Here is a 20,748-nt window from a genome sequence, read left to right as displayed (position 1 = left end):
TCGGCTCGCGATCCGGTCGTGCCCGGGAACGGGCCGGGCGGGTGGTGAGCCGGTGAGCAGCGCCTTCCTCTACCTCGCCATCGTCGCGGTGTGGGCCGTGGTCCTCGTCCCCATGTGGCTGCGCCGGGACACGGAGACGACCGGCATCTCGCGCCTTCTTCACAAGCGTCCTGACGAGGACGAAGCGGATCTCGACCACGATCACGAAGAAATGGTCGAAATCGAGCAGACTCCGGACGAGTCCGAGGACGTCCCGGAGGAGGCGGAACCCGAACCCGCCCCCGAGGAGGAGGCCCCGGCCGTCCACCGGCGTCCAGGACGCGCCGCGGTGATCGCGCGCCGCCGCCGCCGGACGGTCGGACTGACCCTGCTCGTCCTGACGGCCGTGACCGTGTCCGCGACCGGCCTCGCCCCCTGGTGGATCTCCGCCCCGCCCGTCCTGCTCCTGGCGGGGCACCTCGCCCTGCTCCGCGTCGCCGTCCAGATGGACCAGGCGCGCGCCCGCGAGGAGGCCGAGGCCGCCCGCCTCGAAGCCGCCCGCGCCCAGGCCGAGGCGGTGGCCGAGCAGGCTGCGGAGCCGGTCGCGCCCGAGCCGTCCGCCGAGGTGCTGGAGTTCGTCGCCCGTCCCGAGGACGAGGTGTTCGACCAGTACGCCGACGACGCGCAGGCCCCCGAGGCCCACAGCCCCGCCGACGACCGCCGCGCCGTCGGCGAGTGACCCGCCGTTTTCCAGCGCGCGAACCACTGCCAAAGTGCGCTAACCTTATGCACGTCCGCGGGGCTGTAGCGCAGTCCGGTAGCGCACCTCGTTCGCATCGAGGGGGTCAGGGGTTCAAATCCCCTCAGCTCCACCGCAGACCAGAGGCCCTGCCTCCCGAAAGGGAAGCAGGGCCTCTGTCATATCCGGGGACCGACCGCGGACGGCGTCGCCGGTCAGGCCGCAACGGCGCTTTCAGCAATGGGTGACGTAGGACACGGCGAACGGACCCCGGATTCGCCCGCACGAATCAGCCGGCTTCCGGATTGTCGGTGGCGGCTCGTAGGCTCCGGGCATGAGCGACTGGGGCGGGGTGCGGGAGCGGGTGGAGGCTCTGGCGGCGCACCCTCGGGGTCACGAGGTGTTCGGGGCGCGCGGGCACCGGTTCGTCCTGATGGAGCCGCTCACGGAGCCGGAGCTGGCCGACCTGGAGGCGCAGCTCGGCGTCAGGCTGCCGGAGGACTATCGCGACTTCTTGCTCCAGGTGGGGGCGGGTGGCGCAGGGCCTTGTTATGGCGTCTTCCCAGTGCAGAAGAAGGACGGGCTCTGGGCCTGGGCGGGCGACGGGGCGGATCTGGCCGATCTCGCGCGGACGGCCGAACCCTTCCCGGTCGAAGGCCCGGCACAGGCCGACATCGACGCGTTGCACGACGAATGTCCGGACGAGGAGGCCTTCGACGGCATCGACGGCTTCGACGAGGCATACGAGGCGTGGGACGCTCGCCTGGCCGACCTGCTCTGGAACCCGGACCGGACGGTCGGCGCGATCGTCCTCTGCCATCAGGGGTGCGCGCAGCGGCTCTGGCTCGTCGTGAGCGGGCCCGAGGCGGGTCACATGTGGACGGACTACCGGGTGGACGACCAGGACCTCGCCCCGATGGTCGGACCGCAGGGCGAGCCGGTCACGTTCTTCGCCTGGTACATGGACTGGCTGGACGAAGCCACCCGGACGCTCGCCGGGCACGTCCCGTCGCCGTGACGCTGGAGTGCGTCAGGGGCGGTCAGGAGTCAGGGGAGTTTGCTGCCAGGGCGGTTAGGAACCAGGTGAGTTCGCGGCGGGGGTGGTCGGGTGGAAGCCAGCCGTTGACGGTCGCGAGGAGGGTCAGGTAGCGCTCGCGGCGGGGGTCGTTGGCGGCGGTCAGGTAGGCGGCGAGGCGGGCGCGCAGGGACGGCGTGTCCGGGAGGTTCTGGGATTCGGCGTAGGCGGTGACCACGGTCGTCACCGCGGCGGAGGCTTCTGGGGAGTCGGGCGGAGTCCCCAGGAGGGGAGGGGCGATCTCCCGGATCAGGCCGACGGCGTGCTTGCGCGGTGGGGTGGGCGCGCCGCCGGTCATGTGGTCGTTGAAGAGGGACCGCATGAGGGCGCGGAACGGTTCGTCCTGGGCCATTTCGGCCAGCTCGACCCAGGCGGCGAGCTGTTCGGAGGTCGGGTCGTCCGGGAGCTCGGGCGTGAGGGAGCGGCGCAGGACGCCGGGGAGCGGCCCGTCGGGGGCGCCGAAGGCGTTGTCGAGGAAGTCGTTGACGAGGTCGTCGCGCTCGGCGGTGGAGAGGCGGGCGAGGCGGTGCATGAGTTCGAGCTCCCTCGGGGTGCTGTCGCGGCGGGCGGCGGTGGTCAGGACGGCGTGCCGGATGCGGAGCATGCGCATCTGGACGGCCACGGCGTCCGCGTGCGCGGCCGCGGCCTCGGCGGGGGAGGTCTCGCGGTCGACTATCTTCCGGATGGTGGCGAGGTCGAGGCCTAGGTCGCGCAGCGTGCGGACGAGGGCCAGCCGGGCCACCGCGTCGGGTCCGTAGCGGCGGTGGCCCGAGGCCGTCCGGCGGGACGGCAGGATGCCGCGGTCGGTGTAGAACCGGACGGCCTTCACCGTCACCCCGGCCGTCCGCGCCAGTTCGCCGATCGAGTGGTCGTCGCCCTGCATGCGCCCCACCTTGGCACCTCCCCTTGGGGGAGGTTCAACACCAGAGGGCGAGACGGCTGCGCTCAGCGCCGTGGATCGCTGCGGCCAGCGCGGTCGGCGGAGTCCAAGGGGCCGGACGGCCGCGCTCCGCAGGCGTGCGGACGGGCCGTCCAACGGACGTTCGAACGTCCGCGCGGGCCGGGCCGGGGTTCAGGGGGTCAGGCGGACGGGGAGGGAGGCGATGCTGTTCGTGAAGAGGCTCGGGACGGGCGGGAGGCTGTCCGCCGGGACGGCCAGGGTCATCTTCGGGTAGCGGTCGAACAGGACGGACAGGGCGATGCAGGCCTCGGTCTCGGCCAGGAAGGAGCCGGGGCAGCTGTGCCGGCCCGCGCCGAACGCCAGATCGCCCTTCTGCGCGCGCGTGTGGTCGAAGCGGTCGGCGTCCGGGCCGTGGTGGGCCGGGTCGCGGTTGACGGCCGTGTAGGGCGCGATGATCGCGTCGCCCGCGGGGATGGTGACGTCCCCGATGGTCAGGTCGGTCAGGGGGTAGCGGGCCGGGAAGTTGCCGATCGGGGCGTCCCAGCGGAGGGTTTCGGCCACGACCGCGGGCCACGGGTCGTCGCTGGCGGACAGCGCGGCGGCGAGCTGGTCGGGGTGGGTGAGCATCGCGCGGACGGCGTTGGAGATCAGGCTGATCGTCGTCTCGTGCCCGGCGGTGAGCAGCACCCAGAGCGTCCCGGCCAGCTCCTCGGCGGACAGCGCGGCCGGGTCGCCCGCGTGGACGCCGATGAGCGCGCTGGTCAGGTCGCCGCCGGGCTCGGCGGTGCGGGCCGCGATCAGGTCGCCGAGCAGCCGCGGGATCTCGGCCTGGACCTCGGCGACCTCCTCGGCGGTCGTGTCGGTGCGGAAGATCGCGTCGACCAGGTGGCGGAGCCGCGGGTGCTGGTCGGCGGGCACCCCGAGCAGCTCGCAGATCACCTGGAGCGGGAGCCGCGCGGCGAAGTGCGCGCGCAGATCGACGACCTCGGTCGCGGGCAGCGCGTCCACCAGGGCCGTCGCGGCCCCGGTGATCGCCGGGACCATGTCCTGGACGCGGCGCCGGGTGAACTGGCCGACGATCGGGCGCCGCAGCCGGGTGTGCTCGGCGCCGTCCGCGGTGACCAGGTTGTCCACCTTGATCATGCCGATGATCGGGTTGTCGTCGGCCAGCTCGCCGGTCCTCACCGCCGTCCAGTTCCGGTAGTCCTTGCTGACGTCGGGGTCGCGGACGAGCCGCTCGACCAGCTCGTGCGTCGTGACGGCCCAGGCGCGCACGCCGCCCGGCAGGACGACGCGGACGACCGGCCCGGCGGCGCGCAGCCGCGCGGCCTCGCCGTGGTGGTCGGCGGCGGTCGGGTCCAGCTCGATGACGGGGATCTCGGCGGCGGGGGACGGGACTGCGGTCATGGCTGCTCCAGGGCGGTCGTCCGCGAGACGGCGGCGGGGGCGTGGGGGTGGAAGGTCACCGGGAGGCTGATCGGGGTGCGGATCCACGGGCTCGGCTGGTACCGGATCTCGGCCGGGTCGCAGGCGAGGCGCAGCCCGCCGAGCAGGTGCTGGGCGGTGGCGACGGCGGTGCGGGCGATGGTCCGCGCGGGGTCGCGGCCGGGGCAGGCGTGCGGGCCGACCGACCAGGCGAGGTGGGCGCGGCTGCCGCGCGTCCACCAGTCGGACGCGTGCACCCGGGTGTCGCGGGCGCTGGCGGCCAGGCCGAGGATCAGCGCGTCGCCGCGCCGCACCGGGCGGTCCGCGAGCACGGTGTCGGCGAGCGGGTACCGCGCCGGGAAGTTGATCATCGGGGGCTGGCGGGCGAGCACCTCGTCCAGCGCGTCGTCGATGGACAGCCGTCCGCCGTTGATGCGCCCGGCGAAGCGCGGGTCGACGAGCATCAGCCGCAGCGTCTCGGCGATCCACGAGATGGACGTGTGGTTGGCGGCGGACACGACCACGACCAGCGTCTGCAGGATCTCGCTGGTCGTCCCGAGGTCCTCGTGCCCGACCAGGAAACCGGTGAGGTCGTCCGCGGCCCCGCCGGCCCCGGTCTCGGAGCCGCTCGTCCCGGAGGCGTCGGGCCTGGGCTCGGAGCCGCTCGTCCCGGAGGCGCCGGGACCGGTGTCGGGGAGGTTCGTGCGGGAGGTGACCAGTTCGTTCAGGAGGGCCTCGAACTTCGCGTTGCCCTCCTGCGCGCGCGGGCCGCTGGAGAACAGCAGGTTCATGGCCTCCAGGAGCTCGCGGGCGCGGCCCGGGTCGAGGCCGATCAGCTCGCCGATCGCAAGGAGCGGGATGGACGCGGCGTAGTCGGCGATCAGGTCGGCGCGTCCGGACGGCGCGATGCGGTCGATCAGCTCGGCGGACAGCCGCTCGACCGTGCGGCGCAGCGCGCGGTGGTCCAGCCCGGCTAGGGCCTGCTCGATCGGACGGCGCAGCCGCCGGTGCTCCTCGCCGTCCGCGCCGATCACGTTGTCGCGGTGGAACATCATCGGGCCGAGCGGCGAGTCCGGGCCGACCGTGCCGTCCTGGACGAGGCTCCAGGAGTCGGCGTTGCGGCTGAACAGGTGGTCCTGGGTGGTGATCTGGCGGATCTCGGCGTACCCCATGACCAGCCACGCGCGGACGCCCGGCATCAGCTCGACGGGCGCGACCGGGCCGTGCTCGCGCCAGAGCCGCTCCAGCGCGGCGTCCGGGTCGGCGGTCGTCGCGGCCAGCGGCGTCACCTGCGGGAAGGCGTACAGATCAGCGGAGGTCACCGGGTCTCATTCCTGTCGCGGGCATGCTCGGCTTCCTGGTGAGGACGTACTCGACCAGCCGGACCAGCGCCGCCACGGCCGAGTCGCGGTCGCGCGCGTCGCAGCTCAGCACGGGCGTCTCGGGGAGCAGGTCGAGGGCCTCGCGCAGCGCGGCGGGGTCGTGCTCGGGGCTGTCGGGGAAGCGGTTCACCGCGACCGCGAACGCGGCGAGGCCCGCGTCCTCCAGGTGGTCGAGGACCTCGAAGCTGTCGGCGAGCCGCCGGACGTCCACCAGCACCAGGACGCCGACGGCGCCTTCGGCGAGCCCGGCCCACATGTCCCAGAACCGGCGCTGCCCGGGCGTCCCGAACAGGTACAGGACGAGCCGCTCGGACAGCGACACGCGGCCGAAGTCGAGCGCGACGGTCGTGGTGGTCTTGCCGGGCAGGCCGCGCAGGTCGTCCACGCCGACGGACGCCGTGGTCAGCGGCTCCTCGGTGCGCAGCGGCTCGATCTCGCTGACCGCCCCGACGAAGGTCGTCTTGCCCACCCCGAACGACCCGACGACGAGGATCTTCGCGGTGCGCTCGACCGTCCCCGGGACGAACCGGACGTCGGCGTCAGAGCCGGCGGAGGCCATCCAGCACCTCCTGCAGCAGGGCCGTGGGCGGCGCGTCCGAGCCGCTGCCCGCACGGGCGGTCAGGTGGTGCGAGGCGATCAGGTCGTCCGCGAGCACGAGCACCACGCTCACCGGGAGCCGCAGGTGCGCGGCGGCCTCGGCGACCGACAGCACGCCGCGGCGGCACAGCGCGAGCAGGTCGCGGGCCTGCGGCGGGGCGTCCACGCGGAGCGGCGCGTCGGCGGGGGCGGCGGCGAGCAGCGTGTCGACGGTGAGCCCGCGGCCGGCCGCGGTGCGGCCACGAGTGAGCACGAACGGGCGCAGCGGGGTGTCGCGGGCCTCGTCCGGTCCGGCCATCTCACACCCCCGGCCCACCGGCCGCCGCCGAAGGCCCGGCCACTCTCCCCACCCCGCTCGCGCCAGCGCCCGAAATGTTCGTGCCGGAAATCCCCGCGCCGGTCGCCGAGCCCGCACCCGGAATGCCCGCGCCGGTGGGCGGGCCCGAGCCCGGCATGCCCGAGCCCGGCATGCCCGTACCTGGCATGCCGGTGCCGGGAACGCCTGCGCCAGTTGGGGCGGTGCCGGTCGGGACGCCGGGGGTGTCGCGGCGGGGTGTCCGCAGCACGGACTCGCCGTACCGCAGGACGAGGCGCTGCATCTCCTGCCCGACCAGCGCGGGATCGATCACGCCCTGGGTGAGGACGCCGAGGCACGTCCCCTCGGCCGCGCCGCGCAGGAACAGCACGCCGCCCTCGTACTGCGCCATCACCTGGTAGAGCGCCCGCGCGCCGGTGCCGTACGTCCCGGCGACCGACCGGGACACCGACAGCAGGCTGGTGCAGGTCGCCGCCAGGCGCTCCGACTCGTCCCGGGCCAGGGACGCCGAGCGCGCGATGACCAGGCCGTCCCGGGAGCACAGCACGACATGGCGGACGCCGGCGACCCGGGCCAGCGAGTCGATCATCCAGTCCTGGTCAGCGGTCAAGATCGTCTCCCTGCGACGGCATGTCGTTTACAGCTGCGGACGTCCCCAAGCCCCCACCCCCGGACGCGCCCCCAGCGCCGGCCCCGGCTTCAACACCGGACGCGGCCTCGCCGCCGGGCGTGGCTTCAGCGCCGGTAGCGGGCTCCGTGCCGGGCGTGGCCTCAAGGTCAGGGGCGCGCTTGTCGCTGGCGCTGGCCTCAGCGTTGGGCGCGGGATCCGTGCCAGGGGTGGGGGTGGTGAAGAGGGAGGCTATGAAGGCGCCGGCTTCGTCTGGGCTGGAGGGTGGGGGTGCGAGTTCGGAGAGGGGGCCGGACGGGCGGGCTTCGCTGCGGCGGCGGGATGTGCGCTTGGGGAGGCCGTCGGACGCTTCCTCGGCGTCCGGTACGGGAGCGGCGGCGGCTTCGACGACCGTTGGGGCGGGCTCGGGTGCGGGGCGGGGTTCTTCGCGCGGGGGTTCCGGTGCGACGGGCTCGAAGGCGGGTGGGCGGACGGTCGTGGTGAGGCCGTCCGGGATGCGGACGACGACGCGCAACCCGCCGTACGGCGAGGGTTCCAGGGCCAGGTGGAGGTTGTGGCGCCGGGCGTAGCGTCCGACGACGACCAAGCCGAGGCGCGGCACCTCGCCGAGTTCGGTGAGGTCGACGGGCCGCTCGCCGGACACCAGGGCCTGCGCCTCGGACAGCCGCGGCTCCTCCAGGCCGGTGCCCTGGTCGTCGATGCGGACGACCGCGCCGGACGCGCCCGCCGACAGGCCGACGATCACGTCGGTGGCGCTCGGGGAGAGGGTGGTCGCGTTGTCGAGCAGCTCGGCCAGCAGGTGGATCACCGGCTCCAGCACGGCGGGGCGGACGGCGACGAGCGGGTCGCCCTCGATCCGGACGCGCCGGAAGTCCTCGATCCGCGCGGTCGCGGCCTGCACGGTTTCGGCGAGCCGCATCGGGTCGGGCCAGTGCTGGCCCTCCCAGGTGCCGCACGCGACGACGAGGCTCTGCGCGAGGCGGGCGGCCTGGGCGGCGAGATGGTCGACGGTCTGCCCGGCGGCGTAGACCTCGGGATCGTCGCGGCGCGACTCCGCGAGCCGTTCGGCGGCGGCCTGGACGCGGTGCATGAGCGTCTGCTGGCGGCGTCCGAGCGCGACCAGGACCATGCGCTGCGAGTCGAGGCGTCCGTCCGCGTCCTCGGTGACGCCGGCGAGCGCACTCTCAGCGGCCCGCGCCGCCTCGCGCGCCTCCGCCAACCGCTCGTCCGCAGCCTCGCGTGCCTCCGCCAGTCGCTTGTCCGCCGCCTCTTGCACGGCCCGCACCCGCTCGTCCGCCTCGGCTTGTGATGCGCGCACGCGCTCGTCCGCCTCGGCTTGTGACGTGCGGACGCGTTCGTCGGTTTCGGCTTGCGCGGCCTCCTGGGCGGCGCGGACGCGTTCGTCCGCCTGGAGGTTGGCGGCCTGGATGGTCTCGTCGGCCTTGGCCTGCGCGGCGTCGGCCGCTTCCTCGGCGGCGCGGCGAGCGGCTCGGGCGTCGCTCTCGGCGGTGATCCGGGAGAGTTCGGCGGCGCGGGCGGTGGTGCGGAGGTCCTGGAGGGTGCGGGCGCGCAGGTCGGTGAGGTCGGCGCCGAGGGCCTCGTCCTGCTCGGGCGGCGGGAGCGGGGCGTCGCGGTCGGCGAGCGCGGCGGGGAGGGCGTCGGTGAGCAGGTGCTCCACGCCCTTGCGGAGCAGGCCGTTGGCGTCGGTGAGCGTCGCCGCGTACTGCCGCCACTGCTCGTGCAGGCGGACGCGGTCGGCGGTGAGCGCGTCGCGTTCGGAGATCAGCGTGGTCCGCTCGGCGGCGAGGGAGGTGGCGCGGCGCGCGAGCCGCGTCTGCCAGGCGCTCGCCCGCAGCATGGTCAGGACGGCGAGGACGACCGTGCCGAGCGCGGCGGCGACGGCGAGGGCGAAGCCGGGCCAGCGGGCGGGCGCGCCGGCGGCGAAGAGCCACGGGCCGGCGGCGGTGAGCGCGAGGGTGGCGCCGGCGGAGGTCCAGAGCGCGTACCAGAGCGGCCTGGGGGAGAGGGACGGGTCCGGCGCGGGCGCGGAAGGACTCATGATCCCTTTCGGGGTAGCGCGGGCGGGGGCTGGCGGGCGGGCCCGGCGGCGCGGCGGGCGGCCCCTCGGCGTCCCATCGTGGCGGCCGTGCGTCCCGGGCGCGAGAGCATCCGCTGCCCGGCACTGCGCACTCGTTGATCATTTACCAACAAAGTAGGCACTTTGCGGGCATCCTGCCGCGCGGGTGCGTGAGAATGCGGTTCCTATGAGCGACCAGCGGCGGGAACTCGTGCGGGCACGGGAGCTCCAGGGGCTCACGCAGGCGGACGCGGCCGAGCGGCTGTACGTGGCCACCTCGACCTGGGCCCGGTGGGAGCGGGGCGAGCGCGCGCCCCGGACGCAGCACATCGCCGAGATCGCGCGGGTGCTGGACGTCCCGGCGGCGCGGGTGCGGTCCTGGTTCGCGAGCCCGGACGAGCCGGACGAGGCGTCCGGACGCGCCGTCCCCGAGGCCGAAAGGCCGCTGCCCGACCTCGGCGACCCGATCATGATCTTCGCGGACGCGCGGTCGCTCGGCGCGTCCAACGCCGATCCGGAGGTGCTGCGCATCGCGCGGATGTCCCTCGGCCGCATCGTGGACCGTTATGAGGAGCTCGGACCCTGGACGCTCGCCCCCGAGGCCCGCGAGCTGCGCCGGTCCCTGCACGCGCTGCTGCGCGGCCAGCAGCCGCCAAGGCAGCGCCGCGAGCTGTTCGCCACCGCCGCGCGGGCCGCCGGACTGCTCGGGTACATGGCCGTCCACCTGGGACGTCCGGTCGTCGCGGAGGCGTACCTCGCCGAGGCCGAGTTGCTCGCCGGGCACGCCGAGGACGTCGAGATGCGCATGTGGGCGGGCGGGACGCGCTCGCTCGCGCTCTACGACCAGGGACGTTTCGAGGACGCCGACGCCGTCGCCGAGGCGGCCGTGGGGCTCGACCCGTCCGGTCCGCAGGCGATCAGGCTGCTCGCGACCGGACGGGCCCGCGCCCTGGCCCGGCTCGGCGGCTCGTACGCGCACGCCCGCGCCGAACGCATGCTGGACGAGGCGATCGAGCTGTCGGAGCGCCGCCGCGACGGCCTGCCCACCGGGTTCCCGCCCTGCGTCTCGTTCGGCCCGTACAGCACGGCCCGGACGCTGGCCAGCGCGGTCAGCGTGCACGTGTCCATCGGCGACGCGGACCGGGCGCTCGAATACGCGTCCACGATCGACGCGATGGTCCGCAGCTCCGGTTCCCGCTGGACGGAGGCGCTCGTCGGCCTCGACGTCGCGAAGGCGCTGCTGGCGGACGACGTCCGGCAGGCGATGGGCCTCGGCTGCCGAGCGCTCGAACTCACCCGTCCGGTGCCGATCCGCTCGGTCTGGCAGCGCGCCCGCGACCTGGAGGCCGCCGCCGCGCCCTGGGCGGAGGAGACCCACGCCGCCCGCTACAGCGCCCTGCTGCGCGAATGGTGCCGCACCCCGCTCGCCCGTCCCGTAGTAGACGGCTGACCCGCGCCCGGGTGGGCGGCTGACCCGCGCCCGTGGCGGACGGCTGACCCGCGCCCGGGCAGGCGGCTGACCCCTGCCCGTGGCGGACGGCTGATCCGCGGCCGGGGCGGCGGCGGGTGCTGCCGCCGCCCCGGGCAGGGGTCAGAAGACGGTGTCGGGGGTGGTGATCTCCACGTAGCTCTGGCCCGCGACGCGGCAGCCGTTGACGGTGCCGGTCACCGTCGAGGCGCCCTCCCAGTAGCCGCCGCCGGGCGCGCTGTCCCAGGCGACCTCCTGGTCGCGGCGCTGCGGGGTGACGGTGAACTGGCCGCCGGGGACGCTGACCTTCCAGCCGCTGCTGTAGGTGAGCTTGGTGACCGGGCTGGTCCAGCTGCCGGTCGGCGTCATGGACAGCTTGGACGGGTCGAGGTCGGCGGTCGTGCCGTCCGGCCGGACGAGCGTCCCGGCGCGCCGCACCAGGCCGGTCTTGTCGCTGATCAGGTAGACCATGTACTGGCTGCCGTTGGTCAGCTGGATGCTGAACCAGTCCCAGCGCCCGTAGGCGGACTTGAAGTCGCCGTACTGGTGGTCGAACCAGGACTGCCCGGTGACCTTGACGGCCTCGCCGTGGTCGTACACCGTGCCCGAGGTCTTCAGGTTGGTGTACGAGTAGTAGTAGGACTGGCCCCACTGCGCGTAGTCGATCAGGCCGCGCGTGCCCAGGTAGTTGCCGTGCAGGGCGGGCGGGGTGCTCTGGTTGAGCGACAGGTCGAGCTTGTACGACCCGTCCTGGAAGCCGCCACCGAGCTTGTAGCTGCCGCTCTTGCCGGACATGTTCCAGTCCTGGACGGCGATGTCGTAGCCGCCGTCCGCCGGGATGTTGTCGGGCTGGCCGGCCTGGCGCGACTCCCACTTGAACTTGTCGGCGGTGAGGTCGGTGACCGCCATGTTCCCCGCGTACCCGGACAGGCTCGGGTACTGGATCTGGTTGCGGAAGAAGACCTGCTCGAAGCCGTAGTTGTGGCGCTTGCCCTTGCTGTCCACACCGGTGAGGTGGCCGGTGTAGTAGTACCACTCGCGGGTGGCGTTGTGCGGGGACTCGTCCTTGGGGATCGTGATCCCCACCGTGTCGGCGGAGGCTGAGGCGGGGGAGGCCAGGAGCAGGGACAGCGCGGCCGCGGACGCCGTCCACAGCGCGGTCAGCCGCCGCGCCCGGCCTTGGTGATCTTGGATCATGGGCGAACCCTAGCCGTGCGAAAACCGGTCGAGGAAGGCCCAGATCCATCGCACAATCGGGGTCATGCGCAAGATTCCGACCGTTTTCGTCCGCGACTGGGACGCGGATCCGAAGTTCGTGACCCGCATTCCCCACCCCGACTGCGGGTGGGTGCAGGCCGGCGAGGGCGTCCCGACCCGCAAGTTCGACGGCACCTGCGTCCGCTTCGACGGGACGCGCTGGTGGGCGCGGCGCGAGGTCCGCGCGGGCCGGACGGCCCCGGACGGCTTCGTCCCGCTCGGCACGGACACGGCCACCGGCAGGACCGTCGGCTGGGAGCCCGCCGAAGGGTCCGCCTTCTGGAAGTACCTGCGCGCGGCCGTCGGCGACGGCGCCTGGGAGGACGGGACGTACGAGCTGATCGGCCCGAAGGTCAACGGCAACCCGGAGGGCGTGGACGAGCACCGGCTCGTCCTGCACGGGTCCGAGCGCCTGGTCGGCGTCCCGCTGGACTTCGACGGCCTGCGCGAGTGGCTGCTGTCGCACCCCTACGAGGGCATCGTCTGGCACGCGCCGGACGGGCGGATGGCGAAGCTCAAGCGCCGCGACATGCCGCAATGAGCGCGGCCCGGGCCGGGTCGCCCCCGGCCCGGGCGGCTCGGGCGGGCGTCATTCGCCGCCGTAGGTGCCGAAGCTCCAGAGGTTGCCCGCGAGGTCGCGGGCGACGAAGCCGCGGCTGCCGTAGTCCTCGTCCCGCAGGCCGCGGACGATCTTGGCTCCGGCGGCCGTGGCCCGCTCGTACAGGGCGTCGGGTTCGCCGGTGACGAAGTAGACCGAGCCGCCGCCGACGGGCTGCGAGCACTCGTTGGCCGGGTCGCTGGTGCCGATCATGACGCCGCCGCCCGCGGGCCAGTCCAGCTGGGCGTGGACGATCTTCCGGTCGTCGGTGTAGGCCGCGCGCTCGACGAGCCCGAACGCTTCGACGAGGAAGTCGATGGCGGCGCGGGCGTCGGGGTAGCTGAAGCAGGGCCAGACTTTCGTTTCGCTCATGGATCCAGCATGCGCCCGGCGCGTCCGCCAGGTCTTGGACGGATGGGAACCGGCGTGTCAGGCCGGTGCCGCGGCGCCGGGCAGGATCGTGGCGCGGAGTTCGGCGAGCCAGGCGGTCGCGGTCGTGCCGCCGAGGTCGCGGAAGTCGCGGGCCATGTGCGCCTGGTCGAAGTAGCCGGCGCGGGCGGCGACGTCGGCGAGCGGCGGCGGGGCCGGGGTGCGCAGCAGGCGGCAGGCGGCCTCGAACCGGATCACCCGCGCGGCCGCCTTCGGGGACAGGCCGAACTCGCGCTGGAACCGTCCGGTGAGGTGGCGGCGGGACCAGCCCAGCTCGGCGGCGAGCGCGCCTACGGGCACGGCGCCCGAGCTGCTTTCGAGCCGTTCCCATGCCCGGGCCACCTGGTCGGGCGGGCCCGGCGCCCGGTCGCGGTCTGCGAGGGCGAGGAGGGACGCGTCGAGGACGGCGAAGCGGTCGTCCCAGGTCGGGGCGGAGGCGAGGCGTTCGGCGATCTCCGTGGCGCGCGCCCCGACGAGGGCGGTCAGGTCGACGACGTCGCCCGCGAGCTCACCGGCCGGGCCGCCGAACAGCGCGCGCGCCCCGCGCCACGTCACCTGAAGCTGGACTCCGTGCTGCCGCCCGTCGTGCTCGATCACGGCGGGTGCGTCGTGCAGCCCGCCGAGCAGCGTGGGGAACGAGCCGGGCGCGCGGGCGGGATCGGGCATTTCCACGACGTCGACGCTGCCGGACAGGCAGAAGATCAGGGTGAGCCGGCCGGACGGCAGCCCCTGGTGCCGTCCCGGCGGGCCGTCCATGCGATAGCCCGAACCGCCCGAGACCCACGGCCTCAGCGCGGCCGCCGGACGGTACCGGACGTACTCCGGTTCCATCCCGTCCAGGTTAGGCGACGTCACCGACAGAAACGGGGGTGTGGGGAGTCACGGCGGGCGGTGCACCGCCGTGACCCCGTCCCCCCACCACCGCAGGCGGACCCGGCGCTTCAGGCCCGGAGCGGACGCGCCCTCCCGCGCTTCCGCTCCGCCCCCCTCGGGGCCTTCGGCGAACGTCTCCACTTGGGTTCGCACGAAGTTAGTGGGAGACGGCGCGCGGGTTCACCCCCTTCGCGGCCGCGTCGCCGAGCGGTCGGTCACGTGCGGTGAGTGGTCGGTCACGCAGGATGGACGGCGCCTGAACATCTCACGACCCACGCGCCCCACCCGTTCGGTCACAGCGGGCTGGCCCATCCGTTCTCTCACGGCGAGCTGGCCCATCCGTTCGGTCATGGCGGGCTGGCGGCGTCCGCGAGGATTCCGGTCATCAGGGAGGCCGGGATGTCGAGCCGTCCGGCCACCCGGACGACCTGCCGCGCCGCATCGGCGGGACGGCTCGCGGCGATCGCCGAGGCGGCGGCGCGGGCGGCGGCCAGCCGGGCTTCCACGGTCTCCAGCGGACGGTCCAGGGCGTCGTCCACGATCAGGTCGAGCAGCGGACGGGACGTGCGGAGGGCCTCCCGGAGCGCGGACGGCCCGGCGGTGGCCAGCATGTCGGCGGGGTCCGTGCCGGGCGGGAGGGACGCGTGGTCGAGCGGGCCGTCCAGGCCGCGGGCCACTCGCCAGACGCGCCGGGCCGCGCGCAGTCCCGGGGAATCGCCGTCGAACGCGACGAGCAGGCCCGTCCGGTCGAGGTCGGCGACGGACGCGAGAGCGGAGAGCTGGCCGGGGGTGAACGCGATGCCGCAGGTCGCGACGGCCGGGTGCCCGGCGAGGACGACGGCGACGGAGTCCAGCGGTCCTTCGACGAGGACGGGACGCGCGCCGCGACCGAGCGCCTCACGCGATTCGTGCAGGCCGAAAAGTAGTTCGCTCTTGTGGAAAAGCGCCGAGGCGGGGCTGTTCAGGTATTTCGGGCCGGGGCCGTCGTCGGCGCGGCGTCCGATGAATCCCGCGATCGTCCCGTCCGCTGTGCGGAGGGCGAACATCGCGCGGTCGCGGAACACGTCCCGGAGGCGTCCGGCGCGTCCGGGACGGGCCAGGCCCGCCGCGACGATCGACGCGTCCGGATACCCGAGGCTCCGCAGCCGTGCTGTCAACGAGGCCGGGCCAGGGGGCGCCCACCCGATCTCCCATCGCCCCTGCACGTCCTCGCTGAACCCGCGCGAAACCAGGTACGACGGCACCCATCCTTCGCGCGCGCATGAGCAAAAGAAGGCCAGCGCATCCCCCAGAACCGACCCCGCATGCGGAGAGCGCGATTCCCGAAGGATCGCCTCTGCCAGCTCGACGACCCGGTCGCCTATATCGGGTGGACCCCAAGGGGCGGATCCGGCGTAGGGCGGACGTGGGGAGAGGCCCAGTTCGGTCAGGACCCAGTGCGCGACCAAATCCGCCTCGACCCTCCGCTGGCCTCGGCACGGACGACCGCGGTCAGGACGGTCGTCCGGGCGTAACGCGTGGGCCAGCTCGTGCGCGATCGCGAAGGCGTCGCCCTGGTCGGGCGGTAGGCAGTCGTAGCGCGCCGCGAGCGCCCTAAGCCGTCCTACCGGGTCCGACCGGCCTACCGGGTCCGACCGGCCTACCGGGTCCGACCAGCCTGCCGCGTCCGACCGGCCCCTCGCCACGGGACCACCTCCCGGCTACAGGTAGAGGCCGTACAGCTCCTCGGGGTGGTCCCAGATCGGGGGCATGTCGTCCGGGACGAGGGTGATCAGGTCCTCGCGCTCCGGACGCTCGGGCAGGGCGGCGATGCGCTGGGCCTGGTTGGCGACGGCCATGTCCAGCAGGTTCCGCATGAGTCGCCCGTTGCCGAAGCCCTCGCCGCGCGGGACGCGCCGGAGCATCCCGGCCAGGATCCCGGGCAGCTCGTCGTCCAGCCGGAACCCGTCGCCCGCGGCGAGCGCGCCGAACACCGCGACCAGCTCGTCGTCGGTGTAGTCCGGGAAGTGGATCTGCTTGGGGAAGCGCGAGTCCAGGCCCGGGTTGGCGGCGAGGAACTCAGCCATCTCGCGCTGGTACCCGGCGACGATCACGACCAGGTCCTCGCGGTGGTCCTCCATCAGCTTGACCAGCTCGGCGATCGCCTCGTGCCCGTAGTCGCCCTTCAGCGGCGACTGGGTGAGGGTGTACGCCTCGTCGATGAACAGCACGCCGCCGACCGCGCGCTCCACCAGGCGGCGGGTGCGCGGCGCGGTCTGGCCGATGTACTCGCCGACCAGGTGCGTGCGGGACGCCTCGACCAGGTGCCCCGACGACAGCACGCCGAGCCGCCGGTAGATCCGGCCGAGCAGCCGCGCGACCATGGTCTTGCCGGTGCCGGGGCTGCCGGTGAACACCATGTGCCGGGTCGGCGCGGTCACCCGCAGCCCGGACCGGGCGCGGACGCGGTCGACCCGCGCGGTCGCGGCGAGCAGCGCGATCTCGTGCTTGACGTTCTCCAGCCCGGTCAGCTCCGCCAGCTCGGCCATCGGGTCTCCCGCGGCCTTCGCGGTGTCGAGCGTCGCCGGGATGTCGCCCTTCCGGACGACCGGCTGCTCGCCGTCGGCGGTCTTCAGCCCGTCCAGGACGAGATCGGCGAGGTAGGGCGCCAGGCGCGCGTTCCGGAGCGTCTGGACGGGCGGCGTCGCGGCGAGCAGCGCCCCGGCGGCGGCGAGGGCGTGCCGGGTGGCCCGGGCGCCGCGCGCGGCGAGCGCCCGGCGGAACAGCTCGGCATGCCCCTCGGGGCTGAACGGGCGCGTCCGCGCGATCCGGAACCGCTGCGGCAGGACGGGGTTGACCTCGCCGATCCGGCGGTCGCCCTCGGCGTCGCAGAGCGCGGCGACGTGCAGCTCGGGATGGATCGCCAGCAGCCGGTGCAGCTCCTCGGCCACCGCCTCGCCGAGGCTCGGGTCGCCGGTGATCGTGTCCAGGCCCTCGATCACCAGCAGCCGGTCGGCGCCGCAGTCCCGCACGTCCGCGTGCAGCTTGGCGACGGCGTCCGGGAGGCGCTGCCCGACCAGCAGGTTCGCGGTCAGCCAGAGCGGGTCGCGGCCGAGCGAGAGGGCGCGGCCGAGCTCCTGCGCGGCGTCCCGCTTGCCCGTGCCGTCCGGGCCGGTGAGCAGCAGCCGGACACCGGGCCGCGGCGTCCCGGCCGTCCCGGCGCCCGCGAGCACCTCGTCCAGCGCGGCGGACACCTCGGGCTGGTCGACCAGCCCGGTGGACGGCGCGGCGGGCACGGCCGCGGGCTCGCCCGGAGCGATCTTCAGCCGGTCCGCGAGCGGGTTCGGGACCCGGCGGCGCGGCGCGAACAGGCGCCGCAGGTCCGTCTGGAACTGGACGACCGGAATCCATTCCGGACGCGGGAACCACGGGTCGCCGGGCAGCCCCTGGACGATCGCGACGAACCGCATCGACATGTCCAGCCAGGCGCGGCACGCGTCCGCCGCCCCCGACACCAGCGCCGCGACCAGCCACGACCGGGTCTGCTCCTGCCACGCGGCCGCCTTGAACCCGCGCCGCTCGACCGGGAACCGGGCGCGGACCTCGCGGTACCGGTCCTCGCCGACCGCGACCGCCAGCTCCGGCGGCACCTGCTCCATGCTCCCCTGGAGCAGCAGCTGGACGAGGTGCGTCTCGACCGACTCCTCGCGCGGCGCCACCGCCATCAGGTGCTCGCGGGCCGCCAGGAGCCCCTCGCACACCCACTCCAGGTACCCGACCGGGCCGAGCAGCTCCGGGACGGCCGTCAGGACGCGTTCCGGCGCGTGCGCGTGCCACTGCTCGCGCAGCTCCATCTTCGGCAGGTTCACCTCGCCGGACGGCGGCGCGTCGTACAGCTCGATCAGCGCGCGGCGGCGGGTCTCCAGCGGCTCGATGCCCTCCAGGGCGACCAGGCAGTCGCGGGCCAGCTCGATCGCCAGCTCGCGGTCCGGGGCCTCGACCAGCCAGTCCAGCGGCGGGCGCCACCGGCCGCCGGGCGCGTCGCAGCGCGTCATCCGGGTGCTCAGCGGCGCCGGGTTCGCCAGGTGCTTGTAGAGCAGGCGCTCGGGCAGCTGCGACCAGGACCCGGCCTTGATCGCGCCGCCGCCCGGCAGGAACGCCAGGATCGCGAAGATCTCCGCCGTCACCAGGGACGCCGGCAGCGTGAGCAGCTTGTGCTCGTCGGTGGTCAGGCCGGCCGCGCGCGGGTCCGCCGCCAGCGCGTCGATCCGGGCCGCGACCTCCTCGAACAGGCCGTCCGGGACGCGCCACGGGCCGTGCGCGTACACGTCCAGGACCGGCTCGTCGGTGAGCAGCAGTTCCAGGTGCTCCGGCAGCCGCAACGCATTCTCCCCAGGGACGTCCAAAACAGGGATAACAGCCTACGTTTCCGGACGTGTCGCCCGACCGGTCTCGGGAACTCCGCCCCGCCTTCCGGAACGGCGCCCCGCGGACCGGCCGCGCGTTCCGGCCGCGTCCGGCGATCTCCCGCCCGCCGCCGGACCCCGCCAGTTTCCGCCCTGCCGCCCGTCCCCGTCGAGAGCGTTTCGCGCGGTTGGCGGTTACCGGCCGCCCTGCCGGGCCCCTGGTCCGGTCCCTGGGCGCGGGTATCCGCCGGGCCGCCGGGGGAATGCCGGTCCCGGGTGGGAGGATGGGACCGTCCGCTCGGACGGCCTGCGCTGAGACGAACCCGTAGAGAACGAACGAGACGGCCTGATGGCCTTCCTGGCCGCCGAACGGCCGTCGAAGGGCCGCCGAACGGCCGCCGCCGAAGGTCGGCCCGAGACCCCGTGGCTCAAGCGCCGGCGTCCCGAGAAGAGCTCCTGACCTGCGCGGCAATCCAGCGTTGATCGACTTGTGCCAGGGTCGTCAGCGTCGGCGCGCCTCCAGGGGGTTGGCAGGCGTGCCGAGCGTTGGCTTGGCCTGATTACGACCGCTGCGTAAAGGCCAGGCACTCCCTCAGCGCGGATCCCGGACGGCCAACACCGTCCGGGATCCCGCCGAACCCCCTCACTCTCCGGCAGGCGTGGTCACGCGCGCAGGGCCTCGACGGCCAGCCGGGCCGCGGTTCCGATCACGGCGTCCGCGCGGGGCTGGACGGCCACCGCCTCGAACGCCCGGGTGAAGACGGCCACGGCGTAGCGGCCGCCGTCCGGGTACTCCACGACGCCGATCTCGTTGCGGACGGTCAGCAGCGTCCCGGTCTTGCCGCTGACCCGGACGTCGTCGCGCGGGAACCCCGACGACAGCCGGTGCGGCCACACCTGGAGGCCGAGCATCCGGCGCATCAGCGCGCACTCGGCGGCGGGGGCGGCCTCGTCCCGCCAGATCATCGAGAGCAGCCGGGTCAGCTCGCGCGGCGTGCCGTCGCTGGTCCGGGACGGGTCGAGCGGGCCGAGCCGGTCGAGCACGCCGGGCTCGTCGAGCCGCTGCCACAGCTCGCCGAGGTCGGCCATGCCCGAGTCGGCGAGCAGCGCGTCGAACAGGTCCCGGCCGTCGCCGACCACGTGGATCCGGCGCAGCCCGAGGGCGTCGAGGGCGGCGGCGATGCCGTCCCGCCCGACGCGCCCGTACACGGTGTCGGCCGCCGCGTTGTCGCTGACCGTGATCATCAGGCAGGCGAGGTCGCGCAGCGACATGGTCACCTCGTCCAGCAGGACGGACAGGCCGGTGCCGCCCTCGGTCCGCTCGTCCGGACGCAGCGTGACGCGCTCGGCCGGGTCGAGCGCGCCGTCCGCGGCCAGCCGGCAGAACGCCACCAGCAGCGGCACCTTGTAGACCGAGGCGAGCACCACCGGATCGTCCGCGCCGACGCCGATCTCGCGCCCGGTGTCGACGTCCACCGCATGCAGCCGCCCCCAAACCCCCGCCTCCCGGAACGCCCTCTCGATCACCCCCACCACTTGAGCAGGCGAAGAAGCCGCAGCGCGGTCGAGCTCGGGGTTGCGGGGGGTCATGAGAGGAAGCCGGAGGACGGGCGCAGCACGACGCGGCGCGGCGGGACGGCGTCGAGCGGCCGCATGGCGGCGACCTCGCGCAGGACGTCGGTGGTCACGGCGGCGAAGTCTGCCACCGGGCCGTCCCCGGCGTCGCGCCGCCAGGCGCAGGAGGTGCGCAGCGCCAGCGGTGAGCCGGCCAGCGGGCGCCACACGGCGCCGCCCCAGTCGGTCAGCCGGGGGACGAGCGCGACCGCCGTCCCCAGCAGGACGAGCCCCAGCGCGAACTGCGGGTGCCGCGCCTCGTGCACCGCGTGCGGCTCGAAGCCGTTGCGGCGGCACGCGGCGAGCAGGTCGTCGTGCGCGCCCGGCGCCTCCTCGCGCGGGAAGAGCACCAGGTCGCGGCCCGCCAGGGCGTCCACCCGGACCTCGCCGGACGCGCCGAGCGGGTCGTCCGCGGCGAGCAGGACGCCGAGCGGCTGGGCGAGCACCGGCCCGAGCGCGAGGCCGCGCGTGTCGCAGGGATGGCGCAGGACGGCGACGTCGAGCGACCCGTCCGCGAGCGCCTCGACCTGCTCGGCCGTGCCCGTCTCGCGCAGCGCGAGCCGCAGGTCGGGGCGCCGGTCGCGGAACGCCGAGACCAGCGCGGCGACGACGTCACCGCCGAGGTCGGCGGGCAGCCCGGCCCGGACGAGGCCGACCTCGCCGCTGCGCGCGCGTTCGGACAGCTCGCGGATGCGGTCCACGCGGCCGAGGACGTCGCGGGCCTCGGGCAGCAGGAGCCGTCCGGCGGCGGTCAGCTCGACCCGGCGGCTCGTCCGGTCGAAGAGCCGGACCCCGAGCTCGTCCTCCAGCCGCCGGATGCGCTGGCTCAGCGGGGGCTGCGCCATCCCGAGCCGCTCCGCCGCGCGGCCGAAGTGCAGTTCCTCGGCCACCGCGACGAAGTGGGCGAGATGCCCGACGATGTCCATGACCAGGAACGATACCAATTCCGATCATGCTGCCGGATCGATATGACTCTTGGACATGGCGGCGCTGACCTGGTGTTC

General features: G+C 74.5%; 18 protein-coding genes and 1 tRNA gene. 5 read left to right on the top strand and 14 right to left on the bottom strand.

Annotation, left to right across the window (positions count from 1 at the left end):
* Positions 1 to 52 precede the first annotated feature (52 nt).
* The 3 genes from sepX (at position 53) to FHU30_RS11215 (ending at position 1,736) form a co-directional block, all read left to right on the top strand.
* On the top strand, positions 53 to 718 hold the full coding sequence (gene sepX, locus FHU30_RS11225) for a divisome protein SepX/GlpR (protein ID WP_253874704.1): 666 nt from the start codon (positions 53 to 55) through the stop codon (positions 716 to 718).
* A 59-nt stretch (positions 719 to 777) separates the two neighbouring features.
* Positions 778 to 851, top strand: a tRNA-Ala gene (locus FHU30_RS11220).
* A gap of 201 nt (positions 852 to 1,052) precedes the next feature.
* The gene (locus tag FHU30_RS11215; protein ID WP_253874702.1) at positions 1,053 to 1,736 is read left to right on the top strand and encodes an SMI1/KNR4 family protein; all 684 of its coding nucleotides are present in this window, start codon (positions 1,053 to 1,055) and stop codon (positions 1,734 to 1,736) included.
* Between the two features lie 22 nt (positions 1,737 to 1,758).
* Here the strand turns inward: FHU30_RS11215 and FHU30_RS11210 are convergent, their stop codons facing one another.
* From FHU30_RS11210 to FHU30_RS11180, 7 genes are all read right to left on the bottom strand, one after another.
* Positions 1,759 to 2,676, bottom strand: a complete 918-nt coding sequence (locus tag FHU30_RS11210; protein ID WP_253874700.1) for a MerR family transcriptional regulator — start codon at positions 2,674 to 2,676, stop codon at positions 1,759 to 1,761.
* 189 nt (positions 2,677 to 2,865) lie between these two features.
* Positions 2,866 to 4,101: a cytochrome P450 family protein gene (locus FHU30_RS11205; protein ID WP_253874698.1), complete on the bottom strand. Its 1,236-nt coding sequence runs from the start codon at positions 4,099 to 4,101 to the stop codon at positions 2,866 to 2,868.
* Positions 4,098 to 5,441 (bottom strand): cytochrome P450 family protein, encoded by a 1,344-nt coding sequence (locus tag FHU30_RS11200; RefSeq protein WP_253874696.1) that lies wholly within the window; start codon positions 5,439 to 5,441, stop codon positions 4,098 to 4,100. The genes FHU30_RS11205 and FHU30_RS11200 overlap by 4 nt, the downstream gene beginning before the upstream one ends.
* A complete protein-coding gene (locus tag FHU30_RS11195) occupies positions 5,428 to 6,060 on the bottom strand; it encodes a GTP-binding protein (RefSeq protein WP_253874694.1) in 633 nt (210 codons plus the stop codon). Before FHU30_RS11195 ends, FHU30_RS11200 begins: the two co-directional genes overlap by 14 nt.
* Positions 6,041 to 6,397 carry a DUF742 domain-containing protein gene (locus tag FHU30_RS11190; RefSeq protein ID WP_253874692.1) on the bottom strand — a complete coding sequence of 119 codons (357 nt, stop codon included), beginning with the start codon at positions 6,395 to 6,397 and terminating at the stop codon, positions 6,041 to 6,043. The genes FHU30_RS11195 and FHU30_RS11190 overlap by 20 nt, the downstream gene beginning before the upstream one ends.
* 1 nt (position 6,398) lies before the next feature.
* Positions 6,399 to 7,025 carry a roadblock/LC7 domain-containing protein gene (locus FHU30_RS45970; RefSeq protein WP_301322946.1) on the bottom strand — a complete coding sequence of 209 codons (627 nt, stop codon included), beginning with the start codon at positions 7,023 to 7,025 and terminating at the stop codon, positions 6,399 to 6,401.
* On the bottom strand, positions 7,015 to 9,102 hold the full coding sequence (locus FHU30_RS11180; RefSeq protein WP_253874690.1) for an ATP-binding protein: 2,088 nt from the start codon (positions 9,100 to 9,102) through the stop codon (positions 7,015 to 7,017). The genes FHU30_RS45970 and FHU30_RS11180 overlap by 11 nt, the downstream gene beginning before the upstream one ends.
* 205 nt (positions 9,103 to 9,307) lie before the next feature.
* On the opposite strand from FHU30_RS11180, the gene FHU30_RS11175 reads away from it, so the two are divergent.
* Complete coding sequence (locus FHU30_RS11175) at positions 9,308 to 10,570, top strand: helix-turn-helix transcriptional regulator (RefSeq protein ID WP_253874688.1); 1,263 nt, start codon at positions 9,308 to 9,310, stop codon at positions 10,568 to 10,570.
* Between the two features lie 141 nt (positions 10,571 to 10,711).
* Here FHU30_RS11175 and FHU30_RS11170 read toward each other — a convergent pair whose 3' ends face one another.
* On the bottom strand, positions 10,712 to 11,785 hold the full coding sequence (locus tag FHU30_RS11170) for a lipocalin-like domain-containing protein (RefSeq protein ID WP_253874686.1): 1,074 nt from the start codon (positions 11,783 to 11,785) through the stop codon (positions 10,712 to 10,714).
* Positions 11,786 to 11,849: 64 nt separating this feature from the next.
* Here FHU30_RS11170 and FHU30_RS11165 point away from each other — a divergent pair, with 64 nt between their 5' ends.
* On the top strand, positions 11,850 to 12,386 hold the full coding sequence (locus FHU30_RS11165; RefSeq protein WP_253874684.1) for an RNA ligase 1 family protein: 537 nt from the start codon (positions 11,850 to 11,852) through the stop codon (positions 12,384 to 12,386).
* A 48-nt stretch (positions 12,387 to 12,434) separates the two neighbouring features.
* Here FHU30_RS11165 and FHU30_RS11160 read toward each other — a convergent pair whose 3' ends face one another.
* The 6 genes from FHU30_RS11160 to FHU30_RS11135 all read right to left on the bottom strand — a co-directional run bounded on the left by FHU30_RS11160 (position 12,435) and on the right by FHU30_RS11135 (position 20,670).
* Positions 12,435 to 12,815: a VOC family protein gene (locus tag FHU30_RS11160; protein WP_253874682.1), complete on the bottom strand. Its 381-nt coding sequence runs from the start codon at positions 12,813 to 12,815 to the stop codon at positions 12,435 to 12,437.
* 57 nt (positions 12,816 to 12,872) lie between these two features.
* Positions 12,873 to 13,703 (bottom strand): helix-turn-helix domain-containing protein, encoded by an 831-nt coding sequence (locus FHU30_RS11155; RefSeq protein WP_253874681.1) that lies wholly within the window; start codon positions 13,701 to 13,703, stop codon positions 12,873 to 12,875.
* Positions 13,704 to 14,092: 389 nt separating this feature from the next.
* Positions 14,093 to 14,989: a toprim domain-containing protein gene (locus FHU30_RS11150; RefSeq protein ID WP_253874679.1), complete on the bottom strand. Its 897-nt coding sequence runs from the start codon at positions 14,987 to 14,989 to the stop codon at positions 14,093 to 14,095.
* Positions 14,990 to 15,445: 456 nt separating this feature from the next.
* On the bottom strand, positions 15,446 to 18,106 hold the full coding sequence (locus FHU30_RS11145) for an AAA family ATPase (protein WP_253874678.1): 2,661 nt from the start codon (positions 18,104 to 18,106) through the stop codon (positions 15,446 to 15,448).
* A 687-nt stretch (positions 18,107 to 18,793) separates the two neighbouring features.
* On the bottom strand, positions 18,794 to 19,657 hold the full coding sequence (locus FHU30_RS11140; protein WP_308211265.1) for a serine hydrolase: 864 nt from the start codon (positions 19,655 to 19,657) through the stop codon (positions 18,794 to 18,796).
* Positions 19,658 to 19,716: 59 nt separating this feature from the next.
* Entirely contained in the window at positions 19,717 to 20,670 is a 954-nt protein-coding gene (locus FHU30_RS11135; protein ID WP_253874677.1) for a LysR substrate-binding domain-containing protein, read from the bottom strand.
* Positions 20,671 to 20,748 lie beyond the last annotated feature (78 nt).

The organism is Actinomadura rupiterrae (assembly GCF_024172125.1).
In the GTDB taxonomy this organism is placed as follows: domain Bacteria; phylum Actinomycetota; class Actinomycetes; order Streptosporangiales; family Streptosporangiaceae; genus Spirillospora; species Spirillospora rupiterrae.
The sequence above is the reverse complement of the archived record's forward strand: the minus strand, read 5'-3'. Positions and strand labels throughout refer to the sequence as shown.